The organism is Polaromonas sp. YR568, assembly GCF_943371715.1.
Lineage (GTDB): Bacteria > Pseudomonadota > Gammaproteobacteria > Burkholderiales > Burkholderiaceae_C > Polaromonas.
Genome location: NZ_CALRVW010000012.1, coordinates 106717 through 130938 on the forward strand (window position 1 = coordinate 106717; position 24222 = coordinate 130938).

The window sequence follows — 24222 nt, forward strand, 5'->3', positions numbered from 1 at the left end:
CAACAAGCTACTGAATTCATAGCACCAACAGGCACAACCCATTCACCCCGAGGAGACAGGCCATGACCCACCTTTCGCCCCACCCGGCAGCAGGCACAGAGCAAGACCTCACACCATGAGCGCCCGCGATCTTCCCAAACCTCCCGCCCCGGCCGCCACGGCCACGGTGGACCAGGTCGACACCAGTTACCTGGAAAGCCTGATCGGCTACAACGCCAGGCGCGCGGCGCTGGCGGTCATCGAGGTGTTCATGCAGCGCATGGCGCCTTATGACCTGCGGGTGGTGGATTTTTCGGTGCTGTCGCTGGTCACGCACAACCCGGGCATCACCTCGCGCCAGCTCTGCACCGCGCTGGGCATCCTGCCGCCCAACCTGGTGGCCATGGTCAACAGCCTGGAAAAACGCGAGCTGATCGCGCGCAAGCCGCACCCGCGCGACGGCCGGGCCATGGGCCTGCACCTCACCGCCAGCGGCAGCAAGCTGATGCGGGACGCCGAACACACCGCGGCGGCACTGGAGGCCGAAGTCGCCTCCCGGCTCTCGGCCAGTGAGACCAAGACCCTGCTCAGGCTGCTGCAAAAAATCTACCTGTGAGGCCTGGCAACCCGAGCCCTTAACGCATTCGTTCCAACTTTTCAAGCCCTTTTGGCTGTGAAGCTACATCCTGCGGGCGCAGGCAGCTATAAAACTAGTAGCAGTCCGGAATTTGCGCTATATTCGCCTTCCAAGCCTGTGCTTGCCCATCAACTCTGACAAAAAAACGTGACCAGGAGATGCCCCCCATGAGTGCCAAAGAAAATGCCGCCGTCGGACAGCTGTTTGAACTGCTTGAATCGCGTTACGCCCTGCGGGTGTTGTGGGCGCTCAAAGACGGTCATCCGCAGACTTTCCGGCTGTTGCAGGACAGCGTGGGCAGCATCACCCCGAACACCCTGAACACCCGCATCAAGGAACTGCGCGCTGCCGGCCTGATGGGTCACGGCAACGACGGCTACATCGTCACCGCCCTCGGCGCCGACCTGCTCAAACGGCTGAACGACGTGCAGGCCTTCGCCGCCAAATGGACCGCCAGCCAGACCAAGGTCGCAGCCGTCAAGAAAAAATAAGTCGCTGCCGCTCCCACAAAAGACAGGCCCTGCGCCTGTCTTTTTATTTGGGCGGGGTGCTTTCAGTGCCTGTTTTTAGGCATAAAATCTGCTCCCAGCCCTTTTAGAGCCTTCGCACCCAGCTATTGATTTCATAGCATCGGCCAGCGGCAGGCGGTGGCAAACCATGCAGCACCCGACTGCAATTCCTTGTCTTGAAAAGGGCTTTGCTGCCCCAAGCTGCCCTCTTGTCCTTCTGAACAAAGCCTTCGACCATGTCCGACAACAAACAACCCGAACAAAATCAAGACCTTAGCGGCGCCCCCAGCCCGGAAGAGCTGGAAGCCGCCCAAGCCGCCAACGAGGCCGACGCACTGAATGCAGCGCAGGCTGAACTGGCCGTGCTGCAGGCCAAAAACACCGAACTGGCCGACAACTTCCTGCGCGCCAAGGCCGAGGCCGAAAACGCCCGCCGCCGCGCCGACGACGAAATCGCCAAGGCGCGCAAGTTCGCCGTCGAGGGGTTTGCCGACAGCCTGCTGCCGGTCATCGACAGCCTGGAAGCCGGCCTGCAGCAGCCCGATGCCACGGCCGCGCAGATCCGCGAAGGCACCGAAGCCACGCTCAAGCAGCTCAAAAGTGCACTGGAGCGCAACAAGGTGCTCGAGATCAACCCCGCCACTGGATCGAAGTTCGATCCGCACCAGCACCAGGCCATCAGCATGGTGCCGGCCGAGCAGGAAGCCAACACCGTGGTCAGCGTGCTGCAAAAAGGCTACCTGATCGCCGACCGTGTGATGCGGCCCGCGCTGGTCACCGTGGCCGCGGCCAAATAAACGCCGCGAATCGAGGGAGGTGCACTTGAAACCAGCAGAGTTATCCACAAGTCATCAACACGGTCGCATGACCACCGGCTGAATCCCCAGCCACCCGTCTTCAAACAACTTAACCAAGAAAATCTAGGAGTAAATCATGGGCAGAATCATCGGTATCGATCTGGGCACCACCAACAGCTGCGTGGCTGTGATGGAGGGCAATGTCCCCCGCGTCATCGAAAACTCGGAAGGTGCGCGCACCACGCCGTCTGTCGTGGCTTACCTCGAAAACGGTGAAGTGCTGGTCGGTGCCTCGGCCAAACGCCAGGCCGTGACCAACCCCAAGAACACGCTCTACGCGGTCAAGCGCCTGATCGGCCGCAAGTTCACCGAAAAGGAAGTGCAGAAGGACATCGACCTGATGCCCTACAAGATCGTGGCCGCCGACAACGGTGACGCCTGGGTCGAAGTGCACGGCAAGAAGATGTCGCCGCAGCAGGTCAGCGCCGACATCCTGCGCAAGATGAAAAAAACCGCCGAAGACTACCTCGGCGAGCCGGTCACCGAAGCCGTGATCACGGTGCCTGCCTACTTCAACGACGCACAGCGTCAGGCCACCAAAGACGCCGGCCGCATTGCGGGCCTGGACGTCAAGCGCATCATCAACGAGCCCACCGCTGCGGCGCTGGCCTTCGGCATGGACAAGCAGGAAAAAGGCGACCGCAAGATCTCGGTCTATGACCTGGGCGGCGGCACCTTTGACATCTCCATCATCGAGATTGCCGATGTGGACGGCGAAAAACAGTTCGAAGTGCTGTCGACCAACGGCGACACCTTCCTGGGCGGCGAGGACTTCGACCAGCGCATCATCGACTTCATCATCGACGAGTTCAAGAAGGAATCCGGCGTCAATCTCAAGAACGACGTGCTGGCCCTGCAGCGCCTGAAGGAAGCCGCCGAGAAGGCCAAGATCGAGCTGTCCTCCAGCGCGCAGACCGACATCAACCTGCCCTACATCACGGCCGATGCCTCGGGTCCGAAACACCTGAACATCAAGATGACGCGCTCCAAGCTGGAGCAGCTCGTCGAGGAACTGGTCGAGCGCACGATTGCGCCCTGCCGCGTGGCGGTCAAGGACGCTGGCGTCAGCGCCGGCGACATCCATGACGTGATCCTGGTCGGCGGCCAGACCCGCATGCCCAAGGTGCAGGAGAAGGTCAAGGAATTTTTCGGCAAGGAGCCGCGCAAGGACGTGAACCCCGACGAGGCTGTGGCCGTCGGCGCCGCGATCCAGGGCCAGGTGTTGTCGGGCGACCGCTCGGACGTGCTGCTGCTCGACGTCACCCCGCTGTCCCTGGGCATTGAAACCATGGGCGGCGTGATGACCAAGATGATCAAGAAGAACACGACCATCCCGACCAAGTTTGCACAGACCTTCTCGACCGCTGAAGACAACCAGCCGGCCGTGACGATCAAGGTCTTCCAGGGCGAGCGCGAAATCGCCTCGGGCAACAAGGCACTGGGCGAGTTCAACCTCGAGGGTATTCCGCCGGCCGCACGCGGCACGCCGCAGATCGAAGTGTCCTTCGACATCGACGCCAACGGCATCCTGCATGTGGGCGCCAAGGACAAGGGCACCGGCAAGGAAAACAAGATCACCATCAAGGCGAACTCGGGTCTGTCCGAAGCCGAGATCCAGCAGATGGTCAAGGACGCGGAACTCCACGCGGCCGAGGACAAGGAGCGGGTCGAGTTCGTGCAGGCCAAGAACAATGCCGAAGCCATGGTGCACAGCGTGAAGAAATCGCTGACGGAGTACGGCGACAAGCTCGACGCCGGCGAGAAGGAAAAAATCGAGGCGGCCATCAAGGACATGGAAGAAGCACTCAAGGGCGAGAGCAAGGACGCCATCGACGCGAAGAACGCCGCCCTGATGGAAGCCAGCCAGAAGCTCGGTGAAAAAATGTACGCCGACATGCAGGCATCGCAGGCCGCCCAGGCCGGCGGCGCAGCAGGCGGCGAAGAAGCAGCCGCCAAACCGGCCGCCGACGACAATGTGGTGGACGCCGAAGTCAAGGAAGTCAAGAAGGGCTGATCCCCTTTTTGATGCATCGCCTCCGGGCAGCGAAGCGGAATCGGGGGCTTTCCCCGCATTCCGCTTTGCCGCATCCGGGGCACAGGAATCCTTTCCACTGAACACGCAATTCCCATGGCCATCAAAAAAGACTACTACGACACGCTGGGTGTTCCGAAAAACGCCAGCGATGAAGACATCAAGAAAGCCTATCGCAAGCTGGCGATGAAGCACCACCCTGACCGCAACCAGGGCAGCGCCAGCAAGGCCTCCGAGGAGAAATTCAAGGAAGCCAAGGAAGCTTACGAGATGCTTTCCGATGCGCAAAAACGCGCCGCCTACGACCAGTACGGCCACGCCGGTGTCGATCCGAACCGCGGCGGCGGTCCCGGCGCGGAAGGGTTTGGCGGTTTCGCCGAAGCCTTTGGCGACATTTTTGGCGATGTCTTTGGTGGCCAGCAGGCCCGTGGCGGCCAGCGCGGCGGCCGCCAGGTTTACCGCGGCGGCGACCTCAGCTACGCAATGGAAGTCACGCTGGAAGAAGCAGCCACCGGCAAGGATGCGCAGATCCGCATCCCGAGCTGGGACGACTGCAACACCTGCCATGGCACCGGCGCCAAACCCGGCACCAAGGTGGTCACCTGCACCACCTGCCACGGCCACGGCGTGGTCCAGATGCGCCAGGGCTTTTTCAGCGTGCAGCAGACCTGCCCGCAGTGCAAGGGCACCGGCAAACTGATTCCCGAGCCCTGCGTCAGCTGCCACGGCGTCGGCAAGACCAAAACCACCAAAACCCTGGAAGTCAAGATTCCGGCCGGCATCGACGACGGCATGCGCATCCGCTCCACCGGCAATGGCGAGCCGGGCACCAACGGCGGCCCGCCGGGTGACCTCTATATCGAGATCCGCCTGAAGAAACACGACATCTTCGAGCGCGACGGTGACGATCTGCACTGCGTGGTGCCGATCGGCATGGCAACGGCGGCCCTGGGCGGCGAGATCGAGGTGCCGACGCTGGCCGGCAAGGCCGCCATCGACATCCCCGAAGGCACGCAGACCGGCAAGCAGTTCCGCCTGCGCGGCAAGGGCATCAAGGGCGTACGCTCCAGCTACCCTGGCGACCTCTACTGCCACATCACGGTGGAAACGCCGGTCAAGCTGACCGAGCACCAGCGCAAGCTGTTCAAGGAACTCGACGAGTCCCTGAAAAAAGGCGGCGCCAAACACTCGCCGACCGAAGAAAGCTGGACCGACAAGCTCAAGGGCTTTTTCAGCGCCTGAAGCCAGGCCGCAGGCCGCTATTGAAAATATAGCTGCCTGCGCCCGGCAGGCAAGGGCTGCGGGCGCTTTTCATTCAAACATTTCGGCGAATGGCAGGGTCTGGTGGACGGCTGGGCCTGCGCGGCATCGCCTCTTTCTCAAAATAAAACACCGACGCTGGCGGGTCATGCCTGACCTCGCCTGCGATCGCGCGGGCGCTGGCATATAGTGCCTTCTTCCCCTCCTCCCTCACACACAAGCACCCATGAAAACCAAAGCCGCCGTCGCCTGGAAAGCAGGCCAACCCCTGACCATTGAAACCGTGGACCTCGAGGGCCCGAAGTTCGGCGAGGTGCTGGTCGAGATCAAGGCCACCGGCATCTGCCACACCGACTACTACACGCTGTCGGGCGCCGACCCGGAAGGCATTTTCCCGGCCATCCTGGGCCATGAAGGCGCGGGCATCGTGGTCGATGTCGGGCCCGGCGTGACCACGCTGAAAAAAGGCGACCACGTCATTCCGCTGTACACGCCCGAGTGCCGCCAGTGCAAGTTCTGCCTCTCGCGCAAGACCAATTTGTGCCAGCTGATACGCGGCACCCAGGGCAAGGGCCTGATGCCTGATGCGACGTCCCGCTTCAGCCTGGACGGCCAACCCATCTTCCATTACATGGGTACGTCAACCTTCAGCAACTACACGGTGGCGCCCGAAATTTCGCTGGCCAAGATCCGTGAAGACGCGCCCTTCGACAAGGTCTGCTACATCGGCTGCGGCGTGACCACCGGCATTGGCGCGGTGCTGTTCACCGCCAAAGTGGAAGCCGGCGCCAACGTGGTGGTCTTCGGCCTGGGCGGCATCGGCCTGAATGTGATCCAGGGCGCCAAGATGGTGGGCGCCGACAAGATCATCGGTGTGGACATCAACCCGGCGCGCCAGGCCATGGCGCGCAAATTCGGCATGACCCACTTCATCAACCCGAAGGAAGTGGACAACGTGGTCGATGCCATCGTGCAGCTCACCGACGGCGGTGCCGACTACAGCTTCGAATGCATTGGCAACACCACCGTGATGCGCCAGGCGCTCGAGTGCACCCACAAGGGCTGGGGCCGCAGCATCATCATCGGCGTGGCCGAGGCTGGCGCCGAGATCAGCACCCGGCCCTTCCAGCTGGTCACCGGCCGCAAGTGGGAAGGCTCTGCCTTCGGCGGCGCGCGCGGCCGCACCGACGTGCCGAAGATCGTCGACTGGTACATGGACGGCAAGATCAACATCGACGACCTGATCACACACACCATGCCGCTCGAAGACATCAACAAGGGCTTCGAGCTGATGAAAAGCGGCGAGTCGATCCGCGGCGTGGTCCTCTACTGAGAAGGACACCATGCCCATCAACACGCTGCAGCCCCTGCGCCAGATCACAGCCGGTGTGCTGGACGTGGCCCTGTACGAGACCGGTCCGGCGGACGGCCCGCCCGTGTTCCTGATGCACGGCTTTCCCTACGACATCCATGCCTACGCCGAGGTGGCGCCCCTGCTGGCGGCGCAGGGCTGCAGGGTCTATGTGCCGAGCCTGCGCGGTTTCGGCGCGACGCGTTTCCTCAGCGAGACCACGCCGCGATCGGGCGAGCAGGCCGCGCTGGGCGCCGACCTGCTGGCACTTCTGGATGCACTGGCCGTGCCACGCGCGGTGCTCGCGGGTTACGACTGGGGCGGCCGCGCCGCCTGCGTGGTGGCGGCCCTCTGGCCCGAACGCTGCGCCGGCCTGGTCTCGCTCAACAGCTACAACATCCAGAACATCGCCAGGGCCATGGTGCCGGACACGCCGGACAACGAGCACAGCCTCTGGTACCAGTATTACTTCCACAGCGAGCGCGGCCGTGCGGGCCTGGCGGCCAACCGGCGCGCCTTCTGCCGGCTGCTCTGGAAACTGTGGTCGCCGACCTGGGCCTTCGATGACGCCACCTTCGAGCGCAGCGCCGCCGCTTTCGACAACCCGGACTTTGTAGAGGTTGTCATTCAGTCCTACCGCCATCGCTTCGGCCTGGTCGCCGGTGATCCGGCACTGGCCGGCATCGAGCGGCGCCTGGCGGCGCAGCCGCCCATCACGGTGCCCAGCATCACCTTCGACGGGACCGACGACGGGGTGCGACCGCCCGCTGCCGCCGCACAACACGCCCACCTTTTCACCGGCCCGCGGTCCCACCGCATCGTGCCCGGCGCCGGCCACAACCTGCCGCAGGAAAAGCCGCAGCTGTTTGCCGATGCCGTGCTTGAGCTCGTGCAGCAGCGCCTCCAGACATGAACATGAAACCCGAACTTCTCAGTGAACACGCCTGCTTCGGCGGTCTGCAGCGCTTTTACCAGCACGCCTCCAGCACCATCGGCCTGCCGATGAAGTTCTCGGTGTTCCTGCCGCCGCAGGCCGCGATAGACGCTGCCGGTGGCTCCGTGCCCGCGCTGGTCTACCTGGCGGGACTGACCTGCAACGAGGAAACTTTCATGGTCAAGGCCGGCGCGCAGCGCCTGGCCGCCAGCCTCGGCCTGGCGCTGATCGCACCCGACACCAGCCCGCGCGGCGCCAACCTTCCCGGCGACACCGACAGCTGGGACTTCGGCGTCGGGGCCGGCTTTTACCTCGATGCCACGCAGGCGCCGTGGTCGCAGCACTACCGCATGGAAAGCTATCTCACCGGCGAGCTGCTGCCGCTGCTGACCGCCACCCTGCCCCTGAACGCCGAGCGCATCGGCATCTTCGGCCACTCGATGGGCGGGCACGGTGCGCTGACGCTGGCGTTGCGCCACCCCGGCCTGTTCAAGTCGGTCTCGGCCTTTGCACCGATCTGCGCGCCCAGCCAGTGCCCCTGGGGCCACAAGGCCTTCACCGGCTACCTGGGCACCGACACCGCCACCTGGTCGGCGCACGATGCCACGGCCCTGATGGCCACGCTGCAAAGCGCGCCCTACCCGGGTGGCATCCTGATCGACCAGGGTCTGGCCGACAAGTTTTTACCGGAGCAACTTCACCCGCATCTCTTTGAAGCCGCTTGTGCCCAGGCCGGCCAGGCCTTGCAACTGCGCCGACATGCGGGTTACGACCACGGTTATTACTTCGTCGCCACCTTCATGGCCGACCACCTGAACCACCACGCGCGGCAATTGTCGGATTGAACAGTTAGAAGAGGCTGCCCTGCGCGGAGGGCCGCACCGGCGGCCTGAACTGGCTGAAGTCCAGCTCGGTGCGCTGGCGGTTCAGGCCCAGCCGGTGGCAGGTTTTTTCAAAACGCTGCTTGATCAGGTCGGCCCACAGGCCGCTGCCTTTCATGCGCGAGGCGAAGTCGCTGTCATAGTCCTTGCCGCCGCGCATCTCCTGGATGCGCGCCATGATGCGCGCCGCGCGTTGCGGGTAGTGCAGTTCCAGCCACTGCTTGAATAACGGCGCCACTTCCCAGGGCAGGCGGACCACGGTGTAAAACGCGGTGCGTGCGCCGGCCTCGAAGGCGGCCTGCAGCACCTGTTCCATGTCGTCGTTCACAAACGGGATTTGCGGCGCCACACTCACACCCACGGGAACACCTGCGTCAGCCAGCGCCCGGATGGTGCGCAGGCGTCGGTGCGGCGCGGCCGCGCGCGGCTCCAGCTTGCGCGCGAGTTCACCGTCCAGCGTGGTGATGGTCACGTACACCGCGGCCAGATGTTGGGCCGCCATGGGCGTCAGCAGGTCCAGATCGCGCTCGACGCCGCTGGACTTGGTGACCAGCGCCAGTGGGTGCCGCACTTCCTGCATCAGCTCGATCAGGCCGCGTGTCAGGCGCAGCTCACGCTCGACCGGCTGGTAACAATCGGTGGCCGAGCCGATGTTGATCAGCTTGGGGACGTAGCTGCGTTTGCCCAGGTCGGCGCGCAGCATGGCGGCGATGTTGCGCTTGGCGATGATTTTTGTTTCAAAGTCCAGGCCCGGCGAGAGGTTGAGGTAGCTGTGCGTCGGCCGCGCGTAGCAGTAGATGCAGCCGTGTTCGCAGCCGCGGTAGGGGTTGACCGAATAGTCGAAGTAGATGTCGGGCGAATCATTTCGGCAGATCGCGCTGCGTGCGTCTTCGAACACCACCTCGGTCGGGATGGGCGCCTGATTTCCGGCCGCTTCTTCCAGCGTGCCCCAGCCGTCGTCATAAGCTGCGCGCGTGTCCTTCTCGAACCGGTGCGCCAGGCGTGTGGCCGTGCCGCGGCCCTTGATGGCGTGCAGGGGAATGGTGACTTCGGTCATGGGGTACGCACAGAAAATACTGTACAAACAAACAGTATAGTCACTGCGCCGCCATCCGGCTACCCGTTCCTTGCCGATGCCAGGATTGCTATGTATTCAATAGCTGCCGGCGCATGCCCTTATTGGGCTGCAGGCAATAACTTCGGACGTCAGAGGGCGCTGACACCCGACCCGGGCGGCACACGCGCCGGCCGGCGCCGCGACTCCACGCCCAGGTACAGCGCCTGGCCCGCCAGCAGCGACAGGCCGAAGGCCGCCAGCATGCCCAGCGCATTGGCGACCACCTGCGTGGGCCAGAGCTGGCTGACCACGGCATTGACCGCCAGGAGCACGGCAAAGTGGATCAGGAAAACCGAGTAGGACATCTGGCCGAGCTGCAGCAGCCACGGTGCCTGCAGCCAGCGCACCGGGCGACTGCGCTGCAGCACCACCAGCCCCAAAGCCACCACCAGCGCCACCAGCAGGCGGCCGCGGAAGTCGAGCGCCAGCGCCAGCACGCCCAGCACCACGAGGGCCAGCAGCCAGCGCGCCGGCCGTGGGCTGTGCGATGCCCACCAGGCCAGCATGCCCAGGGCGTAAGCGCCAAAGAAATACAGCCCCGTCATGTCCAGCGCCGCGTGGCGGTTGAACACCGCCAGGGACGCGGCTGCGAGCAGCGCCACCCCCAGGACCCCGGCCTGCGCCGGCAGGCCGGGCCAGCGCCTGTGCGCGCAACTGGCCAGCGTGAACAGCAGCACCGTCATCACGAATAGCTGGAAATCAATCGCCACGTACCAGATGCCGGCCGACAGCGCCTCCTGTCCCACGATGTCCTGCAGCAGGAACACATGAGCCAGCACCTGCCAGAGGGAGGGAATGTCGGGCACCGAAGGATGCGGCAGCCAGGGCCGCACCAGCGCCGCGACCAGTGTGGTGACCAACAGGGCCACGACGAGGGGCGGCACCAGCCGCTGATAGCGGCGCAGGATCAGGCGGCCCGGTTGCCGGAACACGGCAACGCCCTGGGGCGCCAGCACGCTGGCGGCCAGAAAACCGCCCACCACCAGAAACACCTGAACCGCCATGCGCGCGTAGTCGTAAAGCCAGTTCATCAACCCCGGTGCCGCCGTGTGGACCACGTCGCTCATGGGGCCGTAAAACGCCAGGTGGTGCCAGACGATGAGCACACAGCCCAGCGCCTTCAGGGCGTCAATGCCGGGCAGGCGCTGCGCGGACGGGGTCGGGGCAGCAACCGGCGGCTTCATGCAGCAGAAAGCTTAAGCGCAGACCTTCTGGCGCGCTTCCTGGTACTCGCGCTTGAGTTGCGCAACAAAGTCGGCCGTGCTCTGCACCTTGCTGATCGCGCCAATGCCCTGGCCGCAGCCCCAGATGTCTTTCCAGGCTTTGGACTTGTCGCCGCCGAAGTTCATCTTGCTCGGGTCGCTCTCGGGCAGGTTGTCGGGGTCCATGCCGGCCGCGCGTATCGACGGGGCCAGGTAGTTGCCGTGCACGCCGGTGAACAGGTTGCTGTAGACGATGTCGTCGGAATTGCTGTCCACGATGGCCTGCTTGTAGGCGTCCGAGGCGCGCGCTTCTTCAGTCGCAATGAAGGCCGAGCCGATGTAGGCGAAGTCGGCACCCATGGCCTGGGCAGCCAGCACGGCGCCACCGGTGGAGATGGCGCCGGACAGCGCGACCGGGCCGTCGAACCACTGGCGGATTTCCTGGATCAGCGCAAACGGGCTCTTGACGCCCGCATGGCCACCCGCGCCGGCGGCCACGGCCACCAGGCCGTCGGCGCCTTTTTCAATCGCCTTGCGCGCGAACTTGTTGTTGATGATGTCGTGCAGCACGACGCCGCCGTAGCTGTGCGCCGCGGCGTTGATGTCCTCGCGCGCACCCAGCGAGGTGATGTAGATGGGCACCTTGTACTTCACGCACATTTCCATGTCGTGTTCGAGCCGGTCGTTGGACTTGTGCACGATCTGGTTGATCGCAAACGGCGCGGCCGGCTTGTCGGGATGGGCCTTGTTGTAGGCCGCCAGCGTTTCGGTGATCTCGGCCAGCCACTCGTCGAGCTGCGACGCCGGACGCGCATTGAGCGAGGGCATGGCGCCGACCACCCCGGCAATGCACTGGGCAATCACCAGCTTGGGGTTGCTGATGATGAACAGCGGCGAACCGATGATGGGCAAGGGCAACGCGTTCAGCGGGGCGGGAAGTCTGGACATGGTGTCTCCGGTGATGGTTCTTGTCAGATTTTTAACGAAAAGTGAGCCTGGCCCTTGTCAATCGGGCGACAACAGCTATCAAATAGATAGCTAATCAGGAGCAGATGAAGGCTGGCCTAGAAAGCCTCCAGCGCCAGCGCGGTCACGCTGTCGGCCCCTTCGACAATGCTGTCGCGGATGCCGGGCGCCTTGCTCAGCAGATGGTCGGCGTAGAAAACAGCGGTGGTGATCTTGGCCTGCATGAAGGCGGTGTCCTCGCCGCGGGCCAGGTGTTCTTCGGCCACCAGCAGCGAACGCGCCATCTGCCAGCCGGCGACCACATTGCCGGCGAGCATCAGGTAAGGCACGCTGCCTGCGAACACGGCGTTCGGCGAGGCTTTGGTGTTGCCGGCAACAAAGTTCACCACATCCACAAAAGCTTCGCGCGCGGCCTTCAGGCGTCTGGCCACGGTCTTCGCTGCGGCGCCGCCCTGCTTGAGCAACTGGGCCTCGGTGGTTTCGATCTGCGCAGCAATACCCCTGGCCGTCTGGCCGCCGTCACGTGCGGTCTTGCGGCCCACCAGGTCGTTGGCCTGGATGGCGGTCGTGCCTTCGTAAATCGTCAGGATCTTGGCGTCGCGGTAATACTGCGCCGCGCCGGTTTCCTCGATGAAACCCATGCCGCCGTGCACCTGCACGCCCAGCGAGGTGACTTCCAGGCTCATCTCGGTGCTGTAGCCCTTGACCAGCGGCACCATGTATTCGTAGAAAGCCTGGTTCTGCTTGCGCACGTCCGCGTCGGGGTGGTGGTGCGAGGCGTCGTAGGCCGCCGCCGCCACCGAGGCCATGGCACGGCAACCTTCGGTGTAGGCGCGCATGGTCATCAGCATGCGTTTGACGTCGGGGTGGTGGATGATGGGCGCGCTGGCATTGATCGAACCATCGACCGGACGGCTCTGCACGCGGTCTTTCGCAAAGGTCACGGCCTTCTGGTAGGCGCGCTCGGCAATCGCAATGCCCTGCATGCCGACAGCGTAACGCGCCGAGTTCATCATGATGAACATGTATTCGAGGCCGCGGTTCTCCTGGCCGACGATGTACCCGACGGCGCCGCCGTGGTCGCCGTACTGCAGCACGGCGGTCGGACTGGCCTTGATGCCGAGTTTGTGTTCAATGCTCACGCAGTGCACGTCGTTGCGCGCGCCTAGTGCGCCGTCCTTGCCAACCATGAACTTGGGCACGACAAACAGACTGATGCCCTTGACGCCTTCGGGCGCGCCGGTCACACGGGCCAGCACCAGGTGCACGATGTTCTCGGCCATGTCGTGTTCACCGTAGGTGATGAAAATCTTGGTGCCGAACACCTTGTAGGTGCCGTCGGGCTGCGGCTCGGCACGGCTGCGCACCATGGCCAGGTCGGAGCCGGCCTGCGGCTCGGTCAGGTTCATGGTGCCGGTCCACTTGCCGCTCACCAGCTTTTCCAGGTAGACCGCCTTGAGCTCGTCCGAGCCAGCCGTCAGCAGCGCCTCGATCGCGCCGTCGCTGAGTAGCGGGCACAGCGCAAAACTCATGTTGGCCGAGTTGAGCATCTCGCCGCAGGCTGCGCCTATGGTCTTGGGCAGGCCCTGGCCGCCGAAGTCCAGCGGGTGCTGCAAGCCCTGCCAGCCGCCCTCGGCATATTGTTTGTAGGCTTCCTTGAAGCCGGGTGTCGTCGTGACCACGCCGTCTTTCCAGCTCGACGGGTTTTTGTCGCCTTCCCAGTTCAGCGGAGACAACACGCCCTCGTTGAACTTGGCACATTCTTCGAGCACGGCCTGCGCGGTGTCGAAGCCGGCTTCTTCAAAGCCCGGAATCTGCGCCACCGCATCGATGTTGGCCAGGTGTTTGATGTCAAACAGCATGTCCTTGAGGGGGGCTTTGTAGCTCATGTCGTGTCTCCAGTGTCCAGATATCAATCCATAGTCCGGTCATCCGGCGCAAAAAAAGGGCACCGCCAGCGATGCCCCGTTCGTTCCGCCCGATTACAGGGCGGCAACCAACTCGGGGACCGCCGTGAACAGGTCGGCCTCCAGGCCGTAATCGGCCACGCTGAAAATAGGCGCCTCGGCGTCCTTGTTGATCGCCACGATGACCTTGCTGTCCTTCATGCCGGCCAGGTGCTGGATCGCGCCGCTGATGCCAGCGGCGATGTACAGCTGGGGCGCAACGATCTTGCCGGTCTGGCCGACTTGCCAGTCGTTCGGTGCATAACCGGCATCGACCGCGGCGCGCGAGGCGCCAAGCGCGGCACCGAGCTTGTCGGCCAGCGGCGTCATGACCTCGTTGAATTTTTCGGCACTGCCCAGGGCGCGGCCGCCGCTGACGATGATCTTGGCCGCCGTCAGTTCGGGGCGGTCGCTCTTGGCGATTTCGCTGCCGACAAAGGTCGACTTGCCGCTGTCGGCCACGCCGCTCACGGTTTCCACCGCGGCAGCGCCGCCGGTGGCCGCCGCCGCGTCAAAACCCGTGGTGCGCACGGTGATGACCTTGGTCGCATCCAGGCTTTGCACGATGGCGATGGCGTTGCCGGCGTAGATCGGGCGCTCGAAGGTATCGACCGCATCGACCTTGGTGATGTCGGAGATCTGGCCGACGTCCAGCAGGGCCGCCACACGCGGCGCAATGTTCTTGCCCGAGGCCGTGGCCGGGAACAGGATGTGCGAGTAGCTGCCGGCCAGCGCGATGACCTGGGCGGCCATGTTCTCGGCCAGGCCGTGTTCGAAGTGCGCGCCGTCCACGTGGATGACCTTGGCCACGCCAGCAATCTGGCTGGCGGCCTGGGCGGCGGCACCGGCATTCAGCCCGGCCACCAGCACATGCACCTCGCCACCGCACTGGGCGGCGGCGGTGACGGTGTTGAGGGTGGCGGGACGGATGCTGGCGTTGTCGTGTTCTGCGATGACGAGTGCGGTCATGTCAATTCCTTAAATAACTTTTGCTTCGTTGCGGAGCTTGTCCACCAGCGTGGCGACGTCGGGCACCTTGATGCCGGCGCTGCGCTTGGGCGGCTCGCTGACCTTGAGCGTCTTGATGCGCGGCTTGACATCGACACCGAGCTCTTCGGGCTTGACGTTGTCGAGCTGTTTTTTCTTGGCCTTCATGATGTTGGGCAAGGTCACGTAGCGCGGCTCGTTCAGGCGCAGGTCGGTCGTGATGATGGCCGGCAGGCTCAGGCTCAGGGTTTCCATGCCGCCGTCGACCTCGCGCATGACCACCGCCTTGCCGTCGGCCACGTCGACCTTGGAGGCAAACGTCGCCTGGGGCCAGCCCAGCAGCGCGGCCAGCATCTGGCCGGTCTGGTTGCAGTCGTCGTCAATCGCCTGCTTGCCCAGGATCACCAGCTGCGGCTGCTCCTTGTCCACCAGGGCCTTGAGCAGCTTGGCCACCGCCAGCGGCTGCAGCTCTTCAGCGGTTTCCACCAGAATGGCCCGGTCGGCGCCAATGGCCATGGCCGTGCGCAGGGTTTCCTGGCATTGCGCGACGCCGCAGCTCACAGCAATCACCTCGGTCACCACACCCTTTTCCTTCAGCCGGGTGGCCTCTTCGACGGCGATCTCGTCAAACGGGTTCATGCTCATCTTGACGTTGGCGATATCGACACCGGTGCCATCGGATTTGACGCGGACTTTGACGTTGTAATCCACAACGCGTTTGACGGGTACCAAGACCTTCATGCAGGACTCCAGAGTTGATTGAATTGACGTGTACGTAAAGCACTCGATTCTATGCTGCGGCTGCCGGTCTTCCTGAATCCCTGGCTTTGGGAATGGAGTGGCACCAGCTGGACAACACAAAAAAGAACGATCGTTCTATTTCATTATAAAGACCCCCTGCACCCGAATTAGGGGCGCCGACCCAAAGCACTGTTGCCCGGGCGACAATTGCACGCCCAATTAACAGACCGTTGGGTCGGTTAATTGGGGTAAGCATGGACAGACTGGCGCCCATCACTGACTTAAAGTGGGTGTTCCGAATGAATCAGGGCGACACCGCCACTGAGTCAGCCTTCAACAAAGTCATCCGGTCAGCCCCCTGACCGTCCGGAGTGTTTATGAAAATCAAACCGATTGCCGCCGCCCTGCTCACCGTCTGCAGCGGCCTCGCTTCTGCCCAGACCGTGCTGACTGTTTCCAGCTGGCTGCCTCCCACCCACAGCCTGAGCATGGCCCAGAAAGAGTGGTGCGACCTGCTGGAGAAAAACACCGCCGGCAAGATGAAGTGCAACATCCTGCCGCGCGGCGTCACCGCAGCGCCCGGCACCATGGATGCCGTCAAGAACGGCCTGGCCGACGTGTCCTATACCGTGCACGGCTACACCCCGGGCCGCTTCCTGTACACCCAGATGGCCGAGTTCCCCTTCCTGGGCAACACGGCCGAGCCGATTTCCGTGGCCTTCAACAAGGTGGCCATGAAAAATCCGCAGTTCCAGGCGGAACACCAGGGCGTGAAAGTCCTGTCCTTCTTCACCCACGGCCCCGGCATTGTGTTCAACACCAAGCGTCCGGTGACCAACGTGGCCGAACTGGGCGGCCTGAAGTGGCGCGTCGGCGGCGGCATGGTCAACGAGATCGCGAAAACGCTGGGCATGAACGTCACCCTCAAACCGGCACCCGACTCTTACGAGCTGCTGTCAGGCGGCGTCATGGACGGTACGCTGTTCCCGGCCGAGTCCACCGAGTCGTTCAAGATCGACAAGATCATCAAACACGCCACCACCTTTCCCGGCGGCCTGTACAACACCAGCTTTGTCTTCATGATGAACCAGGCCAAATACGACAAGCTCTCGGCCGACGAGAAAAAAGCCGTGGACGCCATCTCCGGCGAAGTGGCAGCACGTATTTACGGCCGCGGCTGGGACCGCGTGGATCGCCGCGCCATGGGCCTGATGCAGGCCAACAACGTGCAGGTCGTCAAGGCTGATGCGGCCTTTGTCGCCGACGTCAAGGCCAAGACCGCCCCGCTGGAACAGAAGTGGGTCAAGGACGCCGAAGCCAAGGGCCTGAAGGACGCGGCCAAGGTGCTGGCAGAGTTCCGCGCGGAAATCGCCCGCCAGGAAAAGTAAGCGGCTGACGTCCGAACGCCAGCCCCGGCGCGGCCTCATGGACAATGAGGGCCGCGCTTTTTTCATGGATTGAGGCACATAGATTGAACAAGCTCATCGAGAGGGTCTGCGGCCTGCTGGCTGCCCTGGCCCTGTTCGCCATCATGGCGTTGACTTTTTTTGACGTGGGCGGCCGCAAGCTGCTCTCCAACTCCATCCCCGGCTCCCTGGAGCTCACAGAGCTGCTGATGGTGGTGGTGATTTTTGCGGCCCTGCCGCTGGTCTCGCTGCGTGGGGAACATGTGGTGTTCGACTCGCTGGACCACTACCTGCCCGAGGCTGTGCGCAAGGTGCAACGCGCCCTGATGCAGCTGGTCTGCGGGGTTGTGTTGCTGGCGCTGGGCTGGCTGATGTGGCAAACCGGCGGCCAGTATCTGGAAACCGGCGAGACCACCGCCCAGCTGAAAATCCTCAAGGCACCGTTTATCTACGGCATGGCCTTGCTGTGCGCCGTGGCCGGCGTGATCCACCTGGGCATGGCGTTCCGCCCCGCTGCCGACACCGACACGGGTGAAGGAGTCACGCTGTGACCGAAGCCCTGCTTGGTTTTGGAGCCATTTTTGTGCTGGCGCTGCTGCGCCTGCCGCTGGCTTTTGCGATGGGACTGGTCGGCATTGTCGGCATGGGCCTGACACGCGGCTGGTATCCGGCGCTGGCCAGCACGGCCCAGGTCGTCCATGAAACCGGTTTTGCCTACACGCTGTCGGTGATTCCGCTGTTCATCCTGATGGGCAATTTTGTCGCACGGGCCGGGCTGGCCCATGAACTGTTTCATGCCGCCTACGCCTTCATCGGCCACCTGCGCGGCGGCCTGGCGCATGCCACCATCGCGGCCTGCGCCGGCTTTGGTGCGATCTGCGGCTCGTCGATTGCAACCGCCGCCACCATGAGCAAGGTGGCCTACCCGTCGATGAAACGGCTGGGCTACAGCGACTCGCTTTCGACCGGCGTGATTGCCGCAGGCGGCACGCTGGGCATCATGATTCCGCCCTCGACCATCATGGTCATTTACGGCATCGTGACCGAAACCAACATCGGCAAGCTGTTTGCAGCCGGCGTGATTCCCGGCATCCTGATCGCCCTGCTGCTGATGTTGGCCGTGGTGTTCATGACCTTCATGGATCCGGAACATGCACCGGCCGGCGAGAAGTCGAGCTGGTCCGAGCGCTGGAAGGCTCTGCGCGGCATCTGGGGCGTGTTGTTGCTGGTGGTGCTGGTGCTGGGCGGCATTTACGGCGGCGTGTTCACCGCCACCGAGGGCGCCGGCATCGGTGCGGCGGGCGCCTTCCTGTTTGCACTGGCGCGGCGCCGGCTGACGGTCAAAGCCACGTTCGAGGTGCTGGTCGAATCGGCGCGCACCACGGCCATGCTGTTCACCCTGCTGATCGCGGCCACCATTTTTGCCAACTTCGTGAACTTCACCTCCATGCCGAACGACCTCAAGGAGTGGATCACCCATCTGGGCCTGTCGCCGGTGATGATCGTCGCCGCGATGATGATGATTTACGTGCTGCTGGGCACCGTGATGGAAGAGCTCACCATGGTGCTGCTGACCATTCCGCTGTTCTTCCCGATCGTCGTGTCCCTGGGGTTCGATCCGGTCTGGTTCGGCGTGCTGATCGTGATGGTGATCCAGATCGGCCTGATCTCGCCGCCCGTGGGCATGAACCTGTTTGTGCTCAACACCCTGCTGCCCAAGGTCGGGCTGGGCGCCATCTTCCGGGGCGTCTGGCCCTTTGTGGTGATGCAGGTGGTGGCGCTGGGCATCCTGCTGGCCTTCCCCGGGCTCAGCCTCTGGCTGCCGTCCTTCATGAAGTAAGGGAAGCGTCGCGCCGGGACGGGCGCGGCGACGCGGGAAACCTCAGGAGGCCGGGACCTTGGCGTCCTGTGCCGGCAGGGCCCGCGTGTGAATCACCCGCTGGGGGTAAGGAATCTCGATGCCGTTCTCGCGCAGGGACTGCAGGATGGCGAGGTTGATGCGCGAGCGCAGGTTCTGCTGGCCGTTCTCGGGGTCCGTCATCCAGTAGTTCAGCGTGAATTCCAGGCCGTCGGTCCCGAAATTGGTGAGATTGACACCCGGCGCGGGATCGCGCAGCACGCGGTCCTGCGCGAGCGCCGCCTCGGTCAGCAAACGCATCACCAGTTCCACGTCGCTGTCGTAGCTCACCGACACCACGGTAGCCTGCAGCACGCGCGAATCGGCCAGCGAGAGGTTTTCAATCCGGTTGCTGATGAACATCTCGTTGGGCACGATGGACTCGCGGCCGCCCAGGGAGCGCACCACCGTGTAACGCGCGTTGATGTCGGTGATGCGGCCTTCGAAGTTGTCGACCCGCACGTTGTCGCCGATGCGCACGCTGCGTTCGGCCAACATCACGAAGCCGCTGACGTAGTTGGCGGCCAGCTTCTGCAGGCCGAAGCCTATGCCCACGCCGATCGCCCCGCCCAGCACCGACAGGGCCGTCAGGTCGATGCCCACCGCCGACAGCGCCATCAGCAGGCCGACAAACATCAGCACCGCGCGGGTGGCGTTGCTGACGGCCTTGCGCAGCGACAGCTCGTTGCCGGTGGCCGAACGCAGCAGGCGTGTTTCAATCGCGGCGGAGATCCACAGCGTGATCAGCAGCACCACCCCGGCCGTCACCGCGCCCTCGAGCATGGTGCGCACCGACAGGGTCGAGTTGCCGACCTTCCACTTGATGTCGTCCAGTTCTTCGAGCACCACCGGCAGCAAACCGCTGACCCAGAGCACCATCGCCAGCCAGGCCAGCCATGAAATGGTGCGCTCCAGGGCCCGCACAAACGGGGCTTCCTTGAAGGCCACCTGCAGCACCTTGACGCCCAGCCGAATCACCGCCAGCGCCAGCAGCACAGGAACCGCCACCTTGAAGACGGCCACGGGGAACAGCCGCGCCAGCAGAGTCTGGGCCGCATAGGCAAACGTCAGCAGCAGCAGGGGAAACAGCACGCCGTCGACCACGCGCCGGCCAAACAGGATGGAGTTGCCGTCGGCCACGAGGTGCGCGCGGCTGGCCACCCGCACCAGCAGCCAGGCCAGCAGCACGCAGGCGACCAGCGCCGCCAGCTCGGTCAGTGCCGTGGGCTGGGCCAGGGCCGCAAACCATTCGTCGAGCGTATCGATCCGGGCTGACGCCGCCGCCCGGGAGCTCACTGGGCCGGCCATTGGGGCTTCCTTTTGTCGATGAAGGCCTGCACGCCCTCCTGCGCCACCGGGTGAACCATGTTGCAGGCCATGGTCTGGCCGGCCAGCTGGTAGGCGGCGGCGATGCCGGTCTCGCGCTGCTGGTAGAACAGGGCCTTGCCCATGGCAATGGCCTCGCGCGGTTTCGCCAGGATCGCCTGCAGCATCTGCTCTATTTCGACATCCAGCGCCTCGGGCGCCACCACGCGGTTGACCAGGCCGCGCACGCGTGCCTCCTCGGCGCTGATGAAGCCGCCGGTCAGCAGCATTTCCATGGCCTGCTTGGCGGGAATGTTGCGCACCAGCGGCACGCTGGGCGTGGCGCAGAACAGGCCCACGTCAATGCCGTTGACACCAAAACTGGCGTTGCTGGCGGCCACCGCCAGGTCGCATTGGGCGACCAGCTGGCAGCCGGCAGCCGTGGCCACCCCCTGCACCCGGGCCAGCACGGGTACCGGCAGGGCCTGGATGCTCAGCATCATGCGGGTGCATTGCGCAAACAGCTTCTGGTAATAGGCCAGTTCGGGCTGCGCGCGCATTTCCTTGAGGTTGTGTCCGGCGCAAAAAGCCTTGCCCTCGGCGGCCAGCACCACCATGCGTGCAGCCGGGTCGACGGCCACGGCATCGAGCGCGGCCTGCAGGGCGGCCAGCATCTCTTCGCTCAGGGTATTGAAGGCGGCGGGACGGTTCAGCGTCAGCCAGTTCACGCCGCGGTCGTCGCGGGTATGCAGCACGGGGGCCGGAGAATCATTCATGGCAGGACTCTACAGGGTAGGAAAAGCAACAGGCAAGAGCGACAGGCTGCAGGTCTATAAATCGGCCAGCACGCGGATGTGCGCCTCCACGCTGCGTGCCAGCGCGCCCAGGTTGTAGCCGCCTTCGAGCGAGGAGACGATGCGGCCCTTGGCGTAACGTTTGGCCACGTCCTTCAGGCGCATGGTGATCCAGGCGTAGTCCTGCTCGGTCAGGCCCATCTGGCCCAGGTCGTCTTCGCGATGGGCGTCAAAACCGGCGCTGATGAAAATCATCTCCGGCTTGAACGCCTCCAGGCGCGGGATCCACATCATCTCGATCAGCTCGCGGATGTCCATGCCCTTGGTGTAGGCCGGCACCGGCAGGTTCACCATGTTGGCGGCCTGCGTGTCGGCGCCGGTATAGGGGTAATACGGGTGCTGGAAAAAACTCACCATCAGGATGCGGTCGTCGCCGCGGATGATGTCTTCCGTGCCGTTGCCGTGGTGCACGTCGAAATCGACAATCGCCACGCGTTTGAGGCCGTGCCGCTCCAGTGCGTATTTGGCCGCCACCGCGATGTTGTTGAAATAACAGAAGCCCATGGCCTTGTCGCGGCAGGCGTGGTGGCCGGGCGGCCGTACCGCGCAGAAGGCGTTTTCAACCTCGCCCGCCATCACCGCATCGGTGGCGGCCAGGGTGGCGCCGGCCGCCCGCAGGGCCGCCGTCCAGGTGTGCACATTCATCGAGGTGTCGGGGTCGATCTGCGCGTGGGTCGGGCCGCCCGCCATGATCTCGTCGGCAAGCTGGTCGCTCAGGCCGCGCAGCGAGGCGATCAGCATGCGGCCATGCGCCAGCTCCAGGTCGCTGATGGGCGCCAGCGGCGCCTCACGCCGGTCCAGCGCGTCCCCGACGCCGGTGATCAAGAGGCGGTCTTCAATCGCGTCGAGCCGCTCCGGACACTCCGGGTGGCCGGCACCCATCTCGTGTTTCCAGCAGTCTTTGTGGGTGAAGTACGCGGTGCCGTTCATAGGGAAAATTTTTGCGGTAAGGTTGATGGCATGAACGCGAAACAAAAAATTCAAACGCTTTTGAATCAGCTTAACACGGTCATTGTGGGCAAGCCGGCCCAGGTGCAGGACTGCGTCGCCTGCCTGCTGGCCGGCGGGCACCTGCTGATTGAAGACGTGCCGGGCGTCGGCAAAACCACGCTGGCGCATGCGCTGTCGCGTTCCTTCGGCCTGCAGTTTTCACGGGTGCAGTTCACCGCCGACCTGATGCCCAGCGACCTGACGGGCGTGTCGATCTACGAGCGCCAGAAGGAAAGCTTCGTGTTCCACCCCGGGCCGATTTTTGCCCAGGTGCTGCTGGCCGACGAGATCAACCGCGCCAGCCCGCGCACGCAAAGCGCCTTGCTCGAAGCCATGGAAGAAAAGCAGGTCACCGTTGAGGGCGAAACCCGGCCCCTGCCAGTGCCGTTTTTTGTGATTGCCACCCAGAACCCGCACGACCAGCTGGGCACCTACGCCCTGCCCGAGTCGCAGCTGGACCGTTTCCACATGCGCATCTCGCTGGGTTACCCGGACCGCGCCGCCGAACGCGAGCTGCTGGGCGGCAGCGACCGCCGCGACATGGTGGACAAGCTGGCCACCGTGCTCATGCCGCATGACCTGCTGGACCTGCAGCAGCAGGTGCAGCAGGTGTACGCGTCGGAGCCCCTGCTCAATTACCTGCAGGACCTGATCGCGGCCACGCGCTCGGGCCGCTGGTTCCTGCAGGGCCTGAGCCCGCGCGCCGGCATCGCGCTTGTACGCGCAGCCCGTGCCCAGGCCTTCCTGAGCGGGCGCGACTACGTGGCACCGGACGACATCGTGGCCGTGCTGCCGCAAACCGTGGCGCACCGCCTGATTCCGGTCAGCGACGCCGGCCGCGGTGCGGTCGAGCAGGTGCGCGCCATGATCGAGGCCGTGCCTCTGCCATGACGCGGCCCTCTCCTTGCGGGCCTGATCTGCAATCCGTGGCGGCTGGGGTCTGCGCCCTGTTTCCTGGCCGGGCCGCGCGTCCATGAACGCCGCCGCCCTCAACCCCCTGACCTTTGTGCGCGGCCGTTTCCAGCAGTGGTGGCAAAGCCGCCTGCCGCTGACCGACAGCGTGCTGCTGACACAGCGCAATGTCTACATCCTGCCGACGCGGCCCGGGCTGATGCTGGCGCTCACGCTGCTTGTGCTGCTGGTCGCCTCCATCAACTACCAGCTCAACCTGGGCTACCTGCTGACCTTTCTGCTGGCCGGCAGCGCCCTCACCGGCATGCATGTGTGCCACGGCACGCTGCGCGGCCTTGCCATGAATTTGATAGCACCTCCCGCCCATTTCGCGGGCACTGCAGCCATTTTTGACGTCAAACTCACAAACAGCCGGCGCTCCGTGCGGCACGGCATCGGAATCAGCGTGCTGGCCGCACCCGGCGGGACCGGCGAGCCGCACTGGGCCTGGACCGATGTACCGGCGCAGAACAGCGTCACGGTGCAGGTCGCCTTCACCCCGCAGCACCGCGGCCTGCACCGCCTGCCCACGCTGACCGCCGAAACCCGCTTCCCGCTCGGCACCTTTCGCGTCTGGACCGTCTGGCGCCCCGCCGCGCAGATGCTGGTCTACCCCGCGCCAGAGCTGCGCCCGCCGCCCCTGCCCCCCGGCGAGCCGCGCTCGGGCGGCGCCGACGCCTCGGCCCGCTGGCAAAGTGCCGGCGAGTTCGACGGCGTGCGTGGTTACCGTCGCGGCGACCCGCTCAAACTCGTCATGTGGAAAAAGGCCGCCAAGGCCGACGACCAGGGCAACGGCCTGGTGGTGCGCGACACCCAACAGGCCCAGCGCCACGAGCTCTGGCTCGACTTCGCACAGGCCGGCTCGCTCGGCACCGAAGCGCGGCTGTCGCGGCTGTGCGCCTGGGTGCTGCAGGCCGACAGGCTGGGGTTGAATTACGGCCTGCGCTTGCCGGGGCTGGAGATCAAGCCTTCCAGTGGGGAGGCGCACAAGCGGCAATGTCTGGAGGCGCTGGCTGTATGTTGACCAGCGCGCACACCCCTGCACGCGGGGCGCGTCAGCCCTCCGTGGTTGGGGCTGAATTTGTAGGAGCTGTCTGCACCTCCTGCGTTGGAGGTGTGCCAACAAGCCGGGGGTTGCCCGGCGGCAACTCACTTTTCTTTTGCGTCGCCAAAAGAAAAGTAAGCAAAAGAAAAGGCGACCCTGCTGTCTGCGACCCCCTTCGCTGTCGCTACGGGGGCAACCTGCGGTGCTCGGTCCAGCCGGGGACGGGCTCGAACTCGCTACGCTCAGACAATCGCCCGTCCTTGTCCGTCTGGACCTCCGCTCCTCGGCGCAGCCAGAAGGGAGGTGGGGACGGGATCGGAAGCGGAGCCGGATTCGGACCCGCAATCGGGCTCCGGCGAGGACGCGCAAAGCGCG

Annotated in this window: 22 protein-coding genes; 13 read left to right on the forward strand and 9 right to left on the reverse strand. The window is 64.4% G+C overall.

Going from position 1 to position 24222, the window contains the following annotated elements; translation table 11 throughout:
- Positions 1–115 precede the first annotated feature (115 nt).
- The 8 genes from AAG813_RS10965 to fghA all read left to right on the forward strand — a co-directional run bounded on the left by AAG813_RS10965 (position 116) and on the right by fghA (position 8404).
- On the forward strand, positions 116–595 hold the full coding sequence (locus tag AAG813_RS10965; RefSeq protein WP_341914815.1) for a MarR family transcriptional regulator: 480 nt from the start codon (positions 116–118) through the stop codon (positions 593–595).
- Positions 596–783: 188 nt separating this feature from the next.
- Positions 784–1107, forward strand: a complete 324-nt coding sequence (locus tag AAG813_RS10970) for a winged helix-turn-helix transcriptional regulator (RefSeq protein ID WP_096665000.1) — start codon at positions 784–786, stop codon at positions 1105–1107.
- 254 nt (positions 1108–1361) lie between these two features.
- Positions 1362–1922: a nucleotide exchange factor GrpE gene (gene grpE, locus AAG813_RS10975; RefSeq protein WP_341914818.1), complete on the forward strand. Its 561-nt coding sequence runs from the start codon at positions 1362–1364 to the stop codon at positions 1920–1922.
- Between the two features lie 136 nt (positions 1923–2058).
- Complete coding sequence (gene dnaK, locus AAG813_RS10980; RefSeq protein WP_341914820.1) at positions 2059–3996, forward strand: molecular chaperone DnaK; 1938 nt, start codon at positions 2059–2061, stop codon at positions 3994–3996.
- Between the two features lie 114 nt (positions 3997–4110).
- Entirely contained in the window at positions 4111–5256 is a 1146-nt protein-coding gene (gene dnaJ, locus AAG813_RS10985) for a molecular chaperone DnaJ (RefSeq protein ID WP_341914821.1), read from the forward strand.
- A 244-nt stretch (positions 5257–5500) separates the two neighbouring features.
- Positions 5501–6607 (forward strand): S-(hydroxymethyl)glutathione dehydrogenase/class III alcohol dehydrogenase, encoded by a 1107-nt coding sequence (locus AAG813_RS10990; RefSeq protein WP_341914823.1) that lies wholly within the window; start codon positions 5501–5503, stop codon positions 6605–6607.
- Positions 6608–6623: 16 nt separating this feature from the next.
- Entirely contained in the window at positions 6624–7538 is a 915-nt protein-coding gene (locus AAG813_RS10995) for an alpha/beta hydrolase (RefSeq protein WP_341914864.1), read from the forward strand.
- The gene (fghA, locus tag AAG813_RS11000) at positions 7535–8404 is read left to right on the forward strand and encodes an S-formylglutathione hydrolase (protein ID WP_341914825.1); all 870 of its coding nucleotides are present in this window, start codon (positions 7535–7537) and stop codon (positions 8402–8404) included. Before AAG813_RS10995 ends, fghA begins: the two co-directional genes overlap by 4 nt.
- Before the next feature lie 4 nt (positions 8405–8408).
- Here the strand turns inward: fghA and AAG813_RS11005 are convergent, their stop codons facing one another.
- The 6 genes from AAG813_RS11005 to AAG813_RS11030 all read right to left on the reverse strand — a co-directional run bounded on the left by AAG813_RS11005 (position 8409) and on the right by AAG813_RS11030 (position 15399).
- Entirely contained in the window at positions 8409–9497 is a 1089-nt protein-coding gene (locus AAG813_RS11005) for a PA0069 family radical SAM protein (protein ID WP_341914827.1), read from the reverse strand.
- Positions 9498–9646: 149 nt separating this feature from the next.
- On the reverse strand, positions 9647–10741 hold the full coding sequence (locus AAG813_RS11010; protein WP_341914829.1) for an acyltransferase: 1095 nt from the start codon (positions 10739–10741) through the stop codon (positions 9647–9649).
- Positions 10742–10753: 12 nt separating this feature from the next.
- The gene (locus AAG813_RS11015; RefSeq protein ID WP_341914831.1) at positions 10754–11707 is read right to left on the reverse strand and encodes a nitronate monooxygenase family protein; all 954 of its coding nucleotides are present in this window, start codon (positions 11705–11707) and stop codon (positions 10754–10756) included.
- A 116-nt stretch (positions 11708–11823) separates the two neighbouring features.
- A complete protein-coding gene (locus AAG813_RS11020; RefSeq protein WP_341914833.1) occupies positions 11824–13614 on the reverse strand; it encodes an acyl-CoA dehydrogenase in 1791 nt (596 codons plus the stop codon).
- Positions 13615–13707: 93 nt separating this feature from the next.
- A complete protein-coding gene (locus AAG813_RS11025) occupies positions 13708–14640 on the reverse strand; it encodes an FAD-binding protein (RefSeq protein WP_341914834.1) in 933 nt (310 codons plus the stop codon).
- A gap of 9 nt (positions 14641–14649) precedes the next feature.
- Positions 14650–15399 carry an electron transfer flavoprotein subunit beta/FixA family protein gene (locus tag AAG813_RS11030; protein ID WP_304833052.1) on the reverse strand — a complete coding sequence of 250 codons (750 nt, stop codon included), beginning with the start codon at positions 15397–15399 and terminating at the stop codon, positions 14650–14652.
- Positions 15400–15776: 377 nt separating this feature from the next.
- On the opposite strand from AAG813_RS11030, the gene AAG813_RS11035 reads away from it, so the two are divergent.
- The 3 genes from AAG813_RS11035 to AAG813_RS11045 all read left to right on the forward strand — a co-directional run bounded on the left by AAG813_RS11035 (position 15777) and on the right by AAG813_RS11045 (position 18645).
- Positions 15777–16787: a TRAP transporter substrate-binding protein gene (locus tag AAG813_RS11035; protein WP_341914838.1), complete on the forward strand. Its 1011-nt coding sequence runs from the start codon at positions 15777–15779 to the stop codon at positions 16785–16787.
- Positions 16788–16870: 83 nt separating this feature from the next.
- Positions 16871–17356, forward strand: a complete 486-nt coding sequence (locus tag AAG813_RS11040) for a TRAP transporter small permease (RefSeq protein WP_341914840.1) — start codon at positions 16871–16873, stop codon at positions 17354–17356.
- Positions 17353–18645: a TRAP transporter large permease gene (locus AAG813_RS11045; RefSeq protein WP_341914842.1), complete on the forward strand. Its 1293-nt coding sequence runs from the start codon at positions 17353–17355 to the stop codon at positions 18643–18645. Before AAG813_RS11040 ends, AAG813_RS11045 begins: the two co-directional genes overlap by 4 nt.
- A gap of 42 nt (positions 18646–18687) precedes the next feature.
- Here the strand turns inward: AAG813_RS11045 and AAG813_RS11050 are convergent, their stop codons facing one another.
- The 3 genes from AAG813_RS11050 to AAG813_RS11060 are packed head-to-tail and all read right to left on the reverse strand — an operon-like array spanning position 18688 to position 21791.
- Complete coding sequence (locus AAG813_RS11050; protein ID WP_341914844.1) at positions 18688–20010, reverse strand: mechanosensitive ion channel domain-containing protein; 1323 nt, start codon at positions 20008–20010, stop codon at positions 18688–18690.
- A complete protein-coding gene (locus AAG813_RS11055) occupies positions 19995–20783 on the reverse strand; it encodes an enoyl-CoA hydratase (protein WP_341914845.1) in 789 nt (262 codons plus the stop codon). The genes AAG813_RS11050 and AAG813_RS11055 overlap by 16 nt, the downstream gene beginning before the upstream one ends.
- 54 nt (positions 20784–20837) lie before the next feature.
- Positions 20838–21791, reverse strand: coding sequence for a histone deacetylase family protein (locus tag AAG813_RS11060; RefSeq protein WP_341914847.1), 954 nt, complete (start codon positions 21789–21791; stop codon positions 20838–20840).
- Between the two features lie 30 nt (positions 21792–21821).
- On the opposite strand from AAG813_RS11060, the gene AAG813_RS11065 reads away from it, so the two are divergent.
- Together AAG813_RS11065 and AAG813_RS11070 are read left to right on the forward strand one after the other, a co-directional pair.
- Positions 21822–22742 carry a MoxR family ATPase gene (locus AAG813_RS11065; protein WP_341914849.1) on the forward strand — a complete coding sequence of 307 codons (921 nt, stop codon included), beginning with the start codon at positions 21822–21824 and terminating at the stop codon, positions 22740–22742.
- Between the two features lie 82 nt (positions 22743–22824).
- On the forward strand, positions 22825–23826 hold the full coding sequence (locus AAG813_RS11070) for a DUF58 domain-containing protein (RefSeq protein ID WP_341914850.1): 1002 nt from the start codon (positions 22825–22827) through the stop codon (positions 23824–23826).
- Positions 23827–24222 lie beyond the last annotated feature (396 nt).

Excerpts from the sequence above, each read along its gene's own strand:
- AAG813_RS10990 (WP_341914823.1), top strand. The coding sequence starts at position 5,501 with ATGAAAACCAAAGCCGCCGTCGCCTGGAAAGCAGGCCAACCCCTGACC.
- fghA (WP_341914825.1), top strand. The coding sequence starts at position 7,535 with ATGAACATGAAACCCGAACTTCTCAGTGAACACGCCTGCTTCGGCGGT.
- AAG813_RS10965 (WP_341914815.1), top strand. The coding sequence starts at position 116 with ATGAGCGCCCGCGATCTTCCCAAACCTCCCGCCCCGGCCGCCACGGCC.
- dnaK (WP_341914820.1), top strand. The coding sequence starts at position 2,059 with ATGGGCAGAATCATCGGTATCGATCTGGGCACCACCAACAGCTGCGTG.
- AAG813_RS10970 (WP_096665000.1), top strand. The coding sequence starts at position 784 with ATGAGTGCCAAAGAAAATGCCGCCGTCGGACAGCTGTTTGAACTGCTT.
- AAG813_RS11060 (WP_341914847.1), bottom strand. The coding sequence starts at position 21,791 with ATGAACGGCACCGCGTACTTCACCCACAAAGACTGCTGGAAACACGAG.
- AAG813_RS11065 (WP_341914849.1), top strand. The coding sequence starts at position 21,822 with ATGAACGCGAAACAAAAAATTCAAACGCTTTTGAATCAGCTTAACACG.
- AAG813_RS11025 (WP_341914834.1), bottom strand. The coding sequence starts at position 14,640 with ATGACCGCACTCGTCATCGCAGAACACGACAACGCCAGCATCCGTCCC.
- AAG813_RS11035 (WP_341914838.1), top strand. The coding sequence starts at position 15,777 with ATGAAAATCAAACCGATTGCCGCCGCCCTGCTCACCGTCTGCAGCGGC.
- AAG813_RS11070 (WP_341914850.1), top strand. The coding sequence starts at position 22,825 with ATGAACGCCGCCGCCCTCAACCCCCTGACCTTTGTGCGCGGCCGTTTC.
- AAG813_RS11050 (WP_341914844.1), bottom strand. The coding sequence starts at position 20,010 with ATGGCCGGCCCAGTGAGCTCCCGGGCGGCGGCGTCAGCCCGGATCGAT.
- AAG813_RS11055 (WP_341914845.1), bottom strand. The coding sequence starts at position 20,783 with ATGAATGATTCTCCGGCCCCCGTGCTGCATACCCGCGACGACCGCGGC.
- AAG813_RS11020 (WP_341914833.1), bottom strand. The coding sequence starts at position 13,614 with ATGAGCTACAAAGCCCCCCTCAAGGACATGCTGTTTGACATCAAACAC.
- AAG813_RS11015 (WP_341914831.1), bottom strand. The coding sequence starts at position 11,707 with ATGTCCAGACTTCCCGCCCCGCTGAACGCGTTGCCCTTGCCCATCATC.
- AAG813_RS11030 (WP_304833052.1), bottom strand. The coding sequence starts at position 15,399 with ATGAAGGTCTTGGTACCCGTCAAACGCGTTGTGGATTACAACGTCAAA.
- AAG813_RS11010 (WP_341914829.1), bottom strand. The coding sequence starts at position 10,741 with ATGAAGCCGCCGGTTGCTGCCCCGACCCCGTCCGCGCAGCGCCTGCCC.
- dnaJ (WP_341914821.1), top strand. The coding sequence starts at position 4,111 with ATGGCCATCAAAAAAGACTACTACGACACGCTGGGTGTTCCGAAAAAC.
- AAG813_RS11005 (WP_341914827.1), bottom strand. The coding sequence starts at position 9,497 with ATGACCGAAGTCACCATTCCCCTGCACGCCATCAAGGGCCGCGGCACG.
- grpE (WP_341914818.1), top strand. The coding sequence starts at position 1,362 with ATGTCCGACAACAAACAACCCGAACAAAATCAAGACCTTAGCGGCGCC.